Source organism: Paraburkholderia oxyphila NBRC 105797 (assembly GCF_000685075.1).
Classification (GTDB): Bacteria; Pseudomonadota; Gammaproteobacteria; order Burkholderiales; family Burkholderiaceae; genus Paraburkholderia; species Paraburkholderia oxyphila.
Window position 1 is genome coordinate 65,375 of sequence record NZ_BAYD01000006.1, and the last position, 13,941, is coordinate 79,315.

Below are 13,941 nucleotides of genomic sequence, written 5' to 3' on the forward strand. Positions count from 1 at the left end.
GACCAAGATGTTGCGCCGTGTCGGATGCACAAACGGGTCCGAGTCTGCAAATCTCGCGCCAGGAACTGCCAAAATAATTAATAAATTTGCGAATACATACTCATCGGGAATAGATTTCATCCCAAACGGAGGAGACTTCAATGAATTCAATCGCTGACCAAACATTAGTCGACCGAGCCGTATCCAAGTCGACAAGGCGCTTAATCCCGTTTCTTCTGCTGATGTACGTAATGTCATTTCTTGACCGCGCGAACATTGGCTTTGCCAAACAGGCTCTGCAAGACGCAGTGGGGCTTTCCGACGCAGCCTTTGCATTTGGCGCCAGTATCTTCTTTATCGCATACGTTGCATTGGAGATTCCTAGCAATCTTGCTATGCATAAGGTAGGTGCTCGCGCTTGGATGTGCCGGATCATGGTGACGTGGGGAATCGTGTCTGCGCTAACCATGTTCGTCAAAGGACCAACCAGCTTCTACATCATCCGCATTTTTCTTGGCGCGTGTGAGGCGGGCTTTTTCCCGGGTGTGGTCCTGTATCTGACTTACTGGTTTCCGGACCATCGTCGCGCCAATGTAATGGGTCTCTTCTACTTCGGCGCGCCTCTCTCATTTATTTTCGGTTCTCCGTTGTCTGGCATGCTGCTTAGAATGGATGGCCTGTTGGGCTTGGCCGGCTTTCAGTGGATGTTCTTGCTCGAAGGTTTGGGTGCGACCGCTGTCGGTATCTGGGCCTACTTCTATCTGGATAACCGTCCAGACAACGCAAAATGGCTTTCCGATGATGAAAAGCGCGCTATCAATGCCGAGTTGGGCAAGGAGCAATCGGCCAAGCTTGCGCACGGTCCGCATAACATCGCTACTGCCCTGGCCAATCCGACGATACTGTATTTCGGCCTGATCTATTTTCTGATTCAGATGGGTGTTTCGGTTGTAGTTTTTTACCTCCCTACCTTTGTTGGAAAGTTGCTGGGAACTGCTCCGGGACCGCTCGTAGGATTGGTTGTTGCCATCCCTTGGACGTGCGCTCTTATTGCTACCTTCGTAGTGCCGCGCCTTGCTGCCCAGCGACGTCGCCTCGCTCTCTTCGCTGCGGCAAGCATGATAGTCGCCGCTTTGGCCATGAGCGCTTCGACGGGGTCATCACCGCTTCTTACTGTGGTCGCAATGTGTTTTGCAGTCGCCGGCCTGTGGGCGGTTCAGCCGATCTTCTGGACGATGCTGACCAACTATGTCGGGGGGATCGCGTCGGTGCTCGGCATCGCTCTTGTCGGCACCATCGGAAACATTGGCAATTTTGTATCGCCAAACGTTAAAGCGTGGGCCGACATGAAGTTCGGATCAGGCGTCGGCGGACTGCTTGTCCTAAGCGTAGTCGTTTTGTTTGGCGGAATCTTGATTGGGCTGCTTCATCGATCGGCGCATTCAGCGGCGAGTTTTGAAGGAACTGGCCCTACAGAAGGCGACATCGACGGCACTCACAAGCGCGTCGGAAGCGCATAGACAAGAACCACGATAATGCACGAGAAGGCCATGCTCCCTGTCGCTTGAATTTGTGCACCTGACAGATCGACGCGGCCTCTTCTGCTAAATCAATACGAGCATCGTACAGGCGTGGTGTTGGCGTCCGCAAAAATTACTAGCCGTACAGCGAGGCAGTCAAGAATTGCGCACCGAGGAACTGCAGGGAATCAGGCCCGTCATCTGGCAGCGACGGCGCGGCAGATGACTACATAAAGCTGATAGAACGATAGGTCCGACAAGCGCACGGCGAATCGGACCTATTACCAACGAGAAGCGGCCGCCTTAGAACTGGTGATACATCCCTACACGGGTGACAATCTGGTGATTGTTCGTCGACGCGCTGCCAGTCACTCCGTCGAAGACATCTGCAACAACTGCTCCGGCCGCGGCTTTCTGATAGACCGCCATCGCATAAATTGCCGTGCGCTTCGACAGCGTGTAAGTCGTCGTCAGACCGGCTTGGTGATAGACGGGGACCGAACTGTTGTAACCAATGTCGCCGTGTGTGTACGTATAGGCAACGCCAGCGGACCACGCGGGTGTGAAGTGATATTGGCCAAACACCTCATAGTTCTGGAACTTGACGCTTGCGGTGGTTCCGTTCGCATTGTCGAACTTCGTGTTCGTATAATCCAAACCCACCATTGCATTGCCGAGCGCATACGTCGCACCCGCGCCGAAGACCTGCTCGTTGCTCGGATTGCCGACGTAACTGAAGGGACCGCTCGCCCCGATGGCAGCGCCGGTCGTGTTGTCGACAAAGTTGCCATCCGTGAACAGCAGTGCGGGGTCTTTTGCGTAAAGATACGCACCAGCCACTGTCAGGCCGCCGTTCGAATAGGTGGCTCCTAAACTCCACATACCGGTCGTCCCCCGGCCAGGTGCGTTCGTGTTGGTGAATGAGTACATGCCGCCAAACTGCAAGCCACCAAACTTTGGACTGGCGTACTTGACGGAGTTGTCAACGCGGAAGGAGTTATCAGTGTTGTCGATGTCGCCCGCGTGTACGAACGGGCCACCGAACGTGCCTGGCGCCGTTACGGGTTGCAGATAGTCGACCACGGAATCGTACTGGCGACCGAAAGTCAGCGTGCCGTAGGACGCGTCCGACAGTCCAACGTAAGCCTGTCGACCGAACAGGAGGCCACCCTGGCGCATTTGACCATTCTCGAGGCTGAACCCGCTCTCAAGCTTGAAAATTGCACTGAGGCCGCCGCCAAGGTCTTCAGAGCCCCGCAAGCCCCAGCGACTACCATACACACCGTCGTAGGTACCGTCTCGCATGTGCCAAAGCGAATGCCCGCCACTGTTGTTGGTGTAGTCGATGCCTTCATCGATTACACCGTAAAGTGTGACCGAAGATTGAGCAGATGCAGGGGACGTTGCGAACAGCGCACCTGCTGCGAGGGCCACGGTTGAGAGTTTCTTGTTTAAATTAGTATTGCTCATCATATTCCTCAGATTGTCGTCTAACTTTCCGTTGAGTGTGAGTCTTGCTGCCAACGTACTTAGGGAACTGCCTACTTATTTTTCTGTGTCTCTCCGTGGAAATTGTCCTGCCGTTCCTTGCCTCGCCCTGCGACAACGGGGAGTGGGTCTGCGTTATTCGCTTTACGCGACTAAAGGTCGAGTTCGATTTCGTCGGAGCTTGGGACTGTGATGCACGGGAGAATCCGGTCGCCAGGCGGCGGGTCCAAGGGCTCAGACAAGTACGACACTTCGCCTGCCAGCAAGTCACATTCACATGAGCTACAGATTCCAGCGCGGCACCCATAGGAAGGCTTCACCCCGTTTGCCTCCGCGAATTCCAGGATACTTCCTTCGAATCCGTTCCAATCCAGACGCTTCCGGGACCGTTTGAACACAACCGTCGACGTGACGCGAGGGTTGGCTTCGGTCACGTCATCGGAGTCCAGAACGGTTGAAGGGCCGAAGAATTCGTAGTGGATGCGTTCCTTCGGTACGCCTAAAGCGCGCAAGGCTTCATAGACCGCCTTCATGAAGGGAGGCGGGCCACACAAGTAGCATTCGCAGTGGGGAGGGAGAAGGTCTCGAAGTACCTCGGCAGTCAGCACTCCCTCGAGATGATATTTCTGCTGCGACCGGTCTGCATCGGTCGGATTTCGATAGGCATAGAACTTCCTAATACCTTCCCGCGATTGACTTAGTTCAGCCACTTCTCCGTCGAGTGCATGGACGCTTCCGTTCTCGCACGCGTGAATAAAAGCAACGTGGCGATTACCCTCAATCAGCGCATGAAGCATGCTCACCATCGGTGTGAGGCCGACCCCACCGCTGATGAGTGCCACGGCGCCGTCACCAGTGTGGTTGAGGTAGAAGTCACCGCGTGGTTCCATGACGTCGAGCAAACAGCCAACTTCCAAGTCATCGTGGATGTAGCCGGAGGCCCGACCCGGTTGAAATCCTTCGCCCGAGGAGGGTTCTCGCTTAACTGAAATCCGATAATGCCTTCTCTCATGGGGACCCGAAGACACTGTGTACGTGCGGACGGTATTGTCGTCAATTCGAATGGTGATGTATTGACCCGCCTTGAAAGGCGGGACCTCATCGCTGTTCACTGGCGCCAGTAGAATCGACGTGATGTTCTCACTCTCACGAATCTTCTCAACGACCTGATACTTCTTGTAGCGCTGGCCAAATGTTGAATCACTCATCGCTTACTTGAAACGTAAAGCGCATGACCGGTATGCCCAATGCAGCACCCGGTCGTAGCGGACATCAACAAATTGCAGACTTAGTCTGCCTGCATCAATTCCAGATAGGCGCGCAACGCAGCGGGAATCGCCGATTCGCGGCTATCGTCAACCGGGCCTGGCGTGAACGAGCGGGAGCGCACACCGTTGTACGCGCCTTGGCAGAGCGCAGCGTCCTCTTTGTTCGTTGCAGACCAAACGGCTGCAACATTCGCTGCGCGGTAGTCGGTTCCTTCAACCGCGTCACTTCCGACGTACCATCTGGTTTCCCATTTGACTCGCCCGACGTCGAGGGGACGCATTGCGTGCACGACGACGTGGTCGGCGTGAATCAAGACCCGTGACAAGAGCGGCACGATGCCAAATCCGGTTCCAAATCCCTCGGGCACTTCGTCCAGTTTCTGCAGGTCGCCCAGGGGCTTCGAAACGAGCTGGCCATCCATGGATACGGTCTTAACGCCAGGACGCAGCGGGACTTTGCCGGTGAAATACGGCTCTTGCCACTCGTCGGTGCCCCGGAACATTGCCTGGAGGTCCATAGACTGGCAGAGAGTCGGATGCGAACCTTGGCAGTGGTAGCACTCCAGGTAGTTCTCAAGGAGCGTTTTCCAGTTCGCATGTATCTCGTAGCTCTCTCGTCCCACCTCTTTGAGCGACTCGGTTTTGACCGTTTCAAGGTCCGCGCTCACCGCGCTAAATTTTTCAACCAGGCTCGCGGGTGGCTGCTCACTCAGGCAGGCAAAAATAAAGCCGTGAAACACTTCAAGGTTGACGCGCTTCAGGGGCCAGTCGTTGTAGTCAAAATTAGCCCCATCCTTCGAGCCGGGTACATTCAGCAGATTGCCGTCGAGACCATAAGACCAGAAGTGGTACGGACAGGTCAGCCTTCTCACGTTCCCGCTTTCCGAGGAACACAGATGGTGCCCGCGGTGGCGACACACATTGTGAAAGGCGCTTATACGGTCGGCAGACTCCCGAACAACAACGATGCTTTCTCCCGCAATGTTGTCAAGGAAATAGTCGCCGACGCGGGCAACTTGAGAGACGTGACCGACATAGGTCCACTGTGTCGAAAATACCTTTTCGAATTCCTTTTCAAATATCTTTTCGTCGACGTAGTAATCTCGGGGCAGAATCGTCGAATAATTCAAATCTGAACGGATAACTCCAGATACAAGCCTCGTACGATGAACTTGCACCGGGACCGCTGCCTGGACGGTTGAACTCATCGAAACCCTTCGTTCGGTATGTGAGGAATACGTATTAGATTGCGAGCACGACATTGAACGGTTGTCATTCCAGGCGCTCAAGTTCATGCTCGCCCAAAACCACACTTCAGATTCCTGGCGCTCACTGGACCAGACGCGGCGCACCTACGTCGGCACTCTTGGGGTCGAGGCCATATGACTGCATGATTTGCGGGATGACCTTGGCTTTGTGAAGCTCAGCGATGTCTTCATTCAGAGCGACGCCGAGGGCAGCATTGTCTTTCGTGTATGCAAACCCGACTTGTGCGGGATTGATAGATGCGCGAACGCGGGGGTCGGGCTCGCCCATGCGAATCTGAAATCCCTTGAAGCCACCTTTCTTTTGCTGTTCGTACAGACCCAGCGCCGCGCTGTCGAGGCCCACGTCAACGCGGCCAGTTGAGAGATCTTGAGCCAACGCGACCGGCGTTGGATAAAGCTTGAGGTTATCGCCGTACACTTTCTGCAGGTCAGGAACCCAGTTGTATCCCTGAACTGTACCGACCTGCTTGCCTTCCAGTTGGGATAGCTTCGTATAGCCCTCCTTGGAGTAGATTCCAAGTTGGTCCAGATTGATTCCGTCGGTCAAGCCGACGGCCTTTAGGCGCTCTGCGGTTCGATACCACTGGCCAGCGCTGACATCGGCTCGGCCGACCGTTACATACTGAATTGCCGCAGAGAAGGAAACGGACTCTGCCTTGAGCTTCAGGCACTCTCTGTCCGCAATCTTCTGAAGGATATCTCCTTCAACGCCGGTGAAGCCACCGTCGTTTTGCGGGATATCAAACGGCGGGTAGATGGTGGTCGAAACTGTGAGGACACCGGGCTCGATGGTCTTGAACTTATGAGCAGGGACGCACTCTGCGGAGGCGATGCTCGCACTACAGGCGAAGCCGGCGGCGACCAGCGATGCCAAACAAAAGTTATTGCTGGTGATGCGTTTCATCATGAAACTCCCATAACGGTGGCACTGCGAAAGATTCCGGTTGAAGTGCGTCGAGCGATCAGAGTTCTGTGACTCGATTGGCACGCTCATGCATTCATCTACATTTTTTGACGGCAGTTAAATTTTCGAGACTTTCATCGCTGATGACGAACAGCTTACTGAATCTTCTTTTTTAGTCATACTGGTCATTTAAAAAACTGTCCAGTCAGTATGAATCATTTGGATGCCGCGTCAAAAAGAATTTCGACGTCTTAGGGAAAGTCCTGTGCTCGATGTGGTGCGCGCCAGCGAACGCACGTTCGGGAGGTTTCGTGTGCAGACGAGGGCTTGGAGCGCAGATAGATTAACCAGACGGCAGGCTGCAGCGAGGCGCGTTTAATCGTGCTTTTTTCTCAAGCCTGTCGATTCAGCTCTGATTCGACGACATTCGCGCGAGCAATGGTGCGAGGGCATCCTTTACGGCAGGCTCGAACTCCTTTTGAGCGAGATGCTGCATCAGTTGCTCATTGAAGCTGCCAGGTGTCGCGTGTTCGGCCGCGAGCGCATCAAAATTTTTCGTCGTTGCCAGCGCGGCAGTGCTAGATAGGCCTGACAGCAGCCCGCTGACGAACCTCGTGGCCATGTCTTCGGCAACGCCATTTTCACTCAGCCAGCGAGCCAGAATTGACGCTAGATGAAAGTATGGTGCCATGACAGCAGTTGCGGTTCCCAGAGCCGCGTAAGCTTTTTCGTTATCGACGGAAACGACGGAACCCGTCGGCGAGAAGAGTTCGCGGACGACAGCATCCTCAGGAAATATTGCAAAGGGAGCTTGTGTTCGTGCCATGGACGGCAGCGGAATCGCCAGGACAACTTTTGTGGCGGGAGATACGCTTCGTCGCACTTCCAGAAGAGGAATCGAGGCCACGACGCTGACGATGGTTTGCTCGGGGCGGAAGCGCAGCTCAGAAATGATGCTGTTAGCGCTCGCGGGGCGAACGCTCAATATGACGAAGTCCGAGGTATCGACGACTTGCTGGTTTGAAGTCGCGACTCGAATCCTCAGCGGGAACTTTCGCGTTAGTTGCGACGCGGTATCAGCGTTACGGGGGGAAAGAACGAAATGTGGTCCGTCGGGGTAGTTGCGAAGCAGCCCCTCAACCATCGCCTGCGCAATGAAGCCGGTACCGACGATACCTATTCTCACTTCGTCTACTCCAATAGGCTGGCCAGAGTTCGCCCACTTCTGGCAAGCGCCGTTGGCAGATGTGATGGAACTACTACGTCGAACCGGCGATGAGCGAATGGCGCCAGTAGCTGGTCAAATCAACGACCGCAGAGCAGCCGCGAGCGTGAGGTGCGTCGACGCCGCGGCATGCCTATGTCAGGTGTTATACGCGCCGGCATCCCAATGCCGCTGGGCACGCCAATCTGCGGGCAGTCCTGCGAACCTTGACAGGCCCAACTGGCTGATTGGCAAATCACTGCGGCCAGTGAGCGCCAGGTCGGCGAGCGCGCGTCCCATGACGGGCGCCATACCGAATCCGTGTCCGGAAGCGGTGGCGACATACATACCATCGACGGATTCCACTTTGTCGATGACCGTTGCCTGGTCCGGGGTTACGTCGACGATGCCAGCCCAGCAACGAAGCAACGGAATGTTCGAAATCGAGGGTAGCAGTTCGGCGAGGCGACGCGCGACGTTTCGAACGATGGCCGTATTGGGCTTTGCCGGCTCCGATGTCAGGTCAACGTCAATCCACTCGTGCGGACCACCGTTAAAGTGGATATTTCCTCGACGTGTCTGGCGCAACGACAAGCCATTGCCGACCATTGCGACGCCGAACAATGGGGGCAGCGGTGCCGTCACCATCGCTTCCAGTCGTACTGCAGCTACGGGCACGTCCGCGCCGACCATCCTGGCGATGTGTCCGACACCGACGCCCGCACAGTTGATGACGATTGGGGCGGAGATATAGCCCTCTGCCGTCTGTACCCCCGTAATCTTGCCTCCCTCTGTCGTGATGGCCGTAACAGGATTGTTCTCGCGAATGATGCCGCCGCGGTCCTTGAATGCCCACGCAAAGGCTTGCGATGTACGCTGTGGATTCGCATGACCGGAGCGCGTCGTGTGAATCCCCCCGATTACTGTTTCAGCAAGGCAGGGGACAATAGACCTCGCTTCATCACCGTCGACGAGCCTGAAGGGGAATTGGGTCGTACAGAACGTCTTGTACGTTTCTTGAAGTTCCTCCCATTCTTCCTGAGAGTTCGCAACCCACAGACGGCCTTCCGGGCGCCACTCGGTCACATAGCCGAGTTCTTCATCCAGACCGTTCCAATACTTTTCGGCTTCGGCAGCGAGAGGGGCCTCAATCGGGGTCTCTCCTCTTAAACTCAGAAAGCCGGTGGCGCGCCCAGACGCCTCCCAGGCCACGCGGCCCTTGTCAACTACGATGACTTTCGCACCGGTCTTGGCGAGCCAATAACCTGTGGAGAGTCCAACTATTCCTGCTCCAACGACGACGACGTCAGCGGTTTCCATGAATGTCCTCAATTCCTCTTCCAACTCGGCAAGTGGCGTTTGGCGCTCACTTCCACGGCGTCTCTTCCTTTAACGGGTGAAGCCACGTAGGCCAGTTGCGTCGCGTTTCCTCGGTCTCATCGTCAGCCCACATGACTTTAAGCGGAATGGGGCGGACTGGAACGCGGTACGAGCCCGGCGAAATATCGGCGAGATTGGTCTTCGTCGCATTGGCTAGCAGAAGGAGGGTTTGGTCTCTGCAACGCTTACCCTGGCAGTGACCCATGCCAGCTCTCGTGAGGCGCTTGAGCAGGTCCTGGCTTGAACGACCCACCTCACCCAGGCCTTCAAGACCACCTGCAGGACAACGGTCCTTCGCATGGAGATAGCCAGGCGGGCTGACCTGGACGAGTTCGCGGCGCGAAACCTCCTCACACTGGCACACCACGACATCCAGACCTTGAGCAGCAACAAACGATTCAAGCCATTGATTCGGCGGATATGCGCTTGCGTCAGGCGTGAGGGAGAGGCCACCGTCAACTTGGTCGTGCAGGCCCTCAATGGATGCGATGTGACGTGCTGCGGTTCGGCCTTGCTCGCATGCCACCGCAGCATCGAGAAGGGTTGCTTCAGTGACGCCTGCGCCATCTCCGACGACGAAAACGGAAGCAGAAGTCGTTTGCATCTGGGCGGTCGTCTCCGGTAGCCAGCCGCCCAGCTTTGGCTCGAATTTCATCTTGCAGCCAGTTACAGAAGCAAGTTCAATGTTCGGTACAACACCGAAGGCCATGCAAACCGTGTCGCAAGTGACCACGTATTCCGTACCTGGGCGGGGACGCAATGTGTGATCGACCTTGACCAGCTCAATTGCCTTCACGCCAGTCTGACCATTAACGCGGACTACGGTCGTTGACAGGTGGACCTGGACGCCGGCCGATGTCAACTCATCTGCAAGCGAGGAGTCGCCAACCACGGTAGGGCCGACTTCAACAATCGCCTTGACAGTCAGACCTTTGTCCAAGGCGAGCTTGGCGGTCCGAAGTGCCAGGTTTCCGCTGCCCAGAATAACGAGTTCGCTTCCGCCAAGCGTGTCATAGCGCTCGAGTAGCGCCGTTGCCCCATTTGCTGCGAGAACACCCGGCAGCTCCCAGCCCGGGAACGACAGCACCAAGTCTCGCGAGCCCGGCGCCAGGATGAGGTAGTCATAGTCGACCATCCAGCTGCGCTCGACGTCAGCTGCCCCGACCTGATTGACCTTCAGATGCGTGTTGTTTGCGCCCGGTTGAAAATTGCCCCAGGCGCACGTACCTGTCAGTACGTCAACGCCGGCTTCCAGGCACTCCATCAGCGGCTCGTTCGAACCGAGGACTCGGTCTGCAACGAGGGCTTGGTCCGAAAGCACGGATGGAAGCCGTGAGCCGTAAAAGTACGGTGCGTCCAGGCTCATCGCCGATATGTCTTGGGGGTGCTCGTCAATTAGCGTAACGCGAAGGCCAAGCGTGGCACCTTCAAGCGCAGCTGCACAGCCGGCGGGACCGCCGCCGACGACGAGGAGGTGTTTTGATGTCGTGTCCATGTTGCCCATTTAGCTGTCAACGTGCGCGCAGTTCTTTTACCCGCTCAACAAAGGCCGGCAATACGTCCTTGGCGTCGCCAACCACACCATATCGTGCTGCCTTGAAGATGTTGGCCTCGGAATCCGAGTTGATGGCAACGATCGTCTTCGCGCCGGAGATGCCAGCGAGATGGTGGACCGCGCCGGAAATGCCGACAGCAATGTAGAGGTCGGGGCTAATCTTCACTCCACTAAAGCCAACCTGCTTCGATGGAGGAATCCAGCCAAGTTCGACGACAGCGCGGCTACCACCTACGCCTGCACCGAGTTCCGCGGCTGCGTCGTCAATCAGCTTCCAGTTTTCGCGGGTGCCGATACCCAGTCCTCCGGAAACGACAACGCGTGCGGTTTTGAGCTGCGGGCCCGCACCGGTCGCATCGGCAATGGACTCAAGAACGGCGACACTCGTCTTCACTTCAGGAAGCGTGACGGCAGTAGCGGTGCCTTCTTGCGACGTCGTCTCGCAGGGCTCGTAGGACCCAGCTGAGAGCGTTGCCATGCGCAGCGGTCGACCGAAGGAATACTCCGCCTTTGCGGCGCCGCCACTAATGGCTTTGATGGCTACGAGTTCGCCGTTTTCGAGCAGCAGCTGCGATGCCGCAGTGACAAGCGCGGCATCGAGCTTGGCAGCCAGTCTCGGCACCCACTCGTTCGTCTCTGAGTTCTGCGGAAAGAGGACGATATCCGGCGAACAAGCACGAATGACCGCTTCAGCGGCCGCGATGTGCGCCTCGCTGATGTACGGTTGCAGTCGGGAGTCGTCGACGAAGTAGATCTCGGAAGCGCCGACGCTCGACAAGGTCTTTGCTGCGGCCTGGTTGCTTCCGAGAACCGCACCAACCAATGGCACGCCCGTCTTTTGTGCGAGGTCTTTTGCGCAGGTTGCGGCTTCGAGAGAGCTTGCCTGCACCCGGCCGTCAGCCACATAACCAAAGAAAAGTACGCCAGCCATCAGATTACCCCTTCCTCGTGCAAACGCTCTGCGAGAGCGCGACCTGCTTCCGCGCCACTACCAGAGAAAATCTCCGCGCGCGCTTCCGATACCGGCTCGAAGAAGACACGGCGAAGAACCACGCTGGGCGTGACTACACCTTCCACGACGTCGGCTTGAGCCCACGTAGGAATCTCGGCCTTCTTCGACGCCATCACCCCCTTGAGCGACGGCGAGCGCGGTTTGTTCGCTTCGTTGGACACGCCAAGGAGAGCGGGCAACTTAACCTTCACTCGTTGTACGCCGTCGTCGGTCAAGCGGTCAGCGACAATCGCGTCTTCTGTCACCTCCTGAATCTGCTTGACCGGGGCGAGCGCAGGAAGTGAAAGTTTCTCTGCGAGTCGGAAGAGCACTTGACCGGAGTCCGTGTCGGATGCCTGGCGTCCGCTCAGAACTAGGTCGACAGGCGGAAGCTTCCGCACGGCACCAGCCAGCAGGGCCGCGACCAGCAGTGGGTCGCAGTCGAGCCCGTGCGGGCCGCTGATATGAATCGCCTTATCAGCGCCCATGGCGATGGCTCGGCGCAATTGCGCCTTCGTCTCTTCCGACCCAACGCTTATCACGGAAATGGTGCCACCGACCTTGTCCCGAATGCGAATGGCTTCTTCGACAGCGTTCACGTCGTAACCATTTGCGACGTCACTGACGCCCGCGGGCGTTTCGATAGATTTGCCGTCGGCACCAAGTTTCAGCAACTCGGTCGGCGAATTAGGGTCGTGGACTTGCTTGAGCGTTACAACGATATGCATTTGCTTCTCCTACGCCTCGAAATAGTTTGCAGTTGCCGTTAGTCGTCGAGGAGATTCTGCAGGTGCTCCATCGAGTCAACGTACTCGCTCAAAATCTCGGCGAAAATTTGACGGACGGACGTCTCAGACTTCATGTCACCGACAATCTGGCCAACGGCGTAGGTCCAGTAGTCGAGGTTTCGCGAACGTTCAGCTCGACGCATCGGCTCACCGGCGAGAATTGATTGCAGCGGGAAGGTGAGCGGGTCGGGATGCGTGCCGGTGTCCCACGCCTCGGTGTATGCGCTCTTCAGAATCCGGCAGGACTTACCTGTAAGCGCCTTGCTAACGATGGCGTCTTCGGATTTCGATGCGAACAGGCGCTCTTTCATGATGTCGCTGAGTTCGCTCTCCCGGCTGCCCAGCCAAATCGAGCCACACCAGATGCCTGCAGCGCCGAGAGCCATGGCAGCCAGCATTTGGCGGCCGCGCCCGATGCCACCAGCCGCGAGAACAGGCATCGGGGCAACAGCGTCGACTAATTGGGGCCAGAGAACCATCGACGACACCTTGCCGACGTGTCCGCCTGCTTCACTGCCTTGGCCGACCAGGATGTCGACGCCCGCTTCCTGCTGCTTTTTCGCGTGAGCAACTGAGCCTACGAGAGCGCCTACCTTGATGCCGTGGGAGTGGATGCGGTCGACTACGTGCTTAGGTGGGACGCCCATCGCGCCGACGACGAATTTCACGCCTGGATGCCTCAGGGCAATCTCAAGCGAGCGCTCGCTGTCTCGCGGCGTCATCTTCATCTTGCCCGCGTGCTCGCGCATGTACTCCTTTGCATCGTCTTCGGGCAACGGCGCAAGTCCAGCTTCGTCCAGAAGATTCTTGACGAATTGCCGGTGCCCGGCCGGGAGGATTTGGTCGGGGTCACGGTCATCATCAAGGGCAGCGAACGTGCCCGGGAAAACCACATCGACGCCGTAGGGCTTGCCTTCAACGTGCTCGTCAATCCACTTCAACGAAACTTCAAGCTCTTCCGGCGTCATCCATGCGGCGCCCAAAATGCCCATGCCACCGGCTCGCGAGGCTTCGACCACGACATCTCGGCAGTGAGAGAACGCAAAGATAGGAAGGTCAATCCCAAGCGCCTCGGTTACAGCAGTTCGCATCATGACAAATGTTCTCCTGAGACTTCACTAAAGCTCGTACCGCATCCTTGCGTTCGAGCCGGTGTATAGCGACCCGGTCAGGTCCTTTTCGAGCCCTCGTCGTAACTCGCGCCGCGCTGAAACGCAGGCGATTCCGAGGGTAGTTCCGGTCCGGTTTTCCTTCCGGAGCCCGGTCGTACGATTTTAGGACTGTCGGATATAAATTTTTGACCGTCGGGTCAGTATGCACCAAAGACAGCTAAAGTCAAAAAGATTTGTTGATGTGCCACCGCCCATTGGTAGAAGCCCTAGTCCCCATCTTGCGGGCCTTGTATCTGCCTGCTGTACCGAAGGAAGCAATCGCCGTCTTCTCGTCCTTGCGCGCGCGAATTTTAGCGATATATACTAGGCAGTCAGTTTTTTCATCTAGCTGGTCTTTTTGATTTTGCTCCAGCCCGGAAGCACGAGAGGCTTGAGAGTCGAACGACTGTTGGCGCGCCGGAGAACTCCGGCGTTTTCGCGCGTT

11 protein-coding genes are annotated in these 13,941 nt (G+C 56.8%); 1 reads left to right on the plus strand and 10 read right to left on the minus strand.

The annotated features are described in order from the left end of the window. Positions 1 to 140: 140 nt before the first annotated feature. Positions 141 to 1,499: an MFS transporter gene (locus tag BO1_RS49760; RefSeq protein WP_063744663.1), complete on the plus strand. Its 1,359-nt coding sequence runs from the start codon at positions 141 to 143 to the stop codon at positions 1,497 to 1,499. Between the two features lie 303 nt (positions 1,500 to 1,802). Here BO1_RS49760 and BO1_RS05325 read toward each other — a convergent pair whose 3' ends face one another. From BO1_RS05325 to BO1_RS05375, 10 genes are all read right to left on the minus strand, one after another. Further along, positions 1,803 to 2,969 carry a porin gene (locus BO1_RS05325; protein ID WP_028216672.1) on the minus strand — a complete coding sequence of 389 codons (1,167 nt, stop codon included), beginning with the start codon at positions 2,967 to 2,969 and terminating at the stop codon, positions 1,803 to 1,805. Between the two features lie 170 nt (positions 2,970 to 3,139). Continuing rightward, a complete protein-coding gene (locus BO1_RS05330; RefSeq protein ID WP_028216673.1) occupies positions 3,140 to 4,195 on the minus strand; it encodes a 2Fe-2S iron-sulfur cluster-binding protein in 1,056 nt (351 codons plus the stop codon). A gap of 80 nt (positions 4,196 to 4,275) precedes the next feature. Then, positions 4,276 to 5,463, minus strand: a complete 1,188-nt coding sequence (locus BO1_RS49765; RefSeq protein ID WP_167338311.1) for an aromatic ring-hydroxylating oxygenase subunit alpha — start codon at positions 5,461 to 5,463, stop codon at positions 4,276 to 4,278. A gap of 121 nt (positions 5,464 to 5,584) precedes the next feature. Then, complete coding sequence (locus BO1_RS05345; RefSeq protein ID WP_028216676.1) at positions 5,585 to 6,427, minus strand: substrate-binding periplasmic protein; 843 nt, start codon at positions 6,425 to 6,427, stop codon at positions 5,585 to 5,587. 406 nt (positions 6,428 to 6,833) lie between these two features. Further along, positions 6,834 to 7,613: an NAD(P)-binding domain-containing protein gene (locus tag BO1_RS49770; RefSeq protein ID WP_052409362.1), complete on the minus strand. Its 780-nt coding sequence runs from the start codon at positions 7,611 to 7,613 to the stop codon at positions 6,834 to 6,836. Between the two features lie 177 nt (positions 7,614 to 7,790). After that, a complete protein-coding gene (locus tag BO1_RS05355) occupies positions 7,791 to 8,951 on the minus strand; it encodes an NAD(P)/FAD-dependent oxidoreductase (RefSeq protein WP_028216677.1) in 1,161 nt (386 codons plus the stop codon). 46 nt (positions 8,952 to 8,997) lie between these two features. Continuing rightward, positions 8,998 to 10,515, minus strand: a complete 1,518-nt coding sequence (locus tag BO1_RS05360; RefSeq protein ID WP_245643715.1) for an FAD-dependent oxidoreductase — start codon at positions 10,513 to 10,515, stop codon at positions 8,998 to 9,000. Positions 10,516 to 10,522: 7 nt separating this feature from the next. Then, on the minus strand, positions 10,523 to 11,497 hold the full coding sequence (locus tag BO1_RS05365; RefSeq protein WP_028216679.1) for an electron transfer flavoprotein subunit alpha/FixB family protein: 975 nt from the start codon (positions 11,495 to 11,497) through the stop codon (positions 10,523 to 10,525). Then, a complete protein-coding gene (locus BO1_RS05370; protein WP_028216680.1) occupies positions 11,497 to 12,285 on the minus strand; it encodes an electron transfer flavoprotein subunit beta/FixA family protein in 789 nt (262 codons plus the stop codon). The genes BO1_RS05365 and BO1_RS05370 overlap by 1 nt, the downstream gene beginning before the upstream one ends. A gap of 38 nt (positions 12,286 to 12,323) precedes the next feature. Continuing rightward, the gene (locus BO1_RS05375; RefSeq protein WP_084687773.1) at positions 12,324 to 13,439 is read right to left on the minus strand and encodes an NAD(P)H-dependent flavin oxidoreductase; all 1,116 of its coding nucleotides are present in this window, start codon (positions 13,437 to 13,439) and stop codon (positions 12,324 to 12,326) included. Positions 13,440 to 13,941 lie beyond the last annotated feature (502 nt).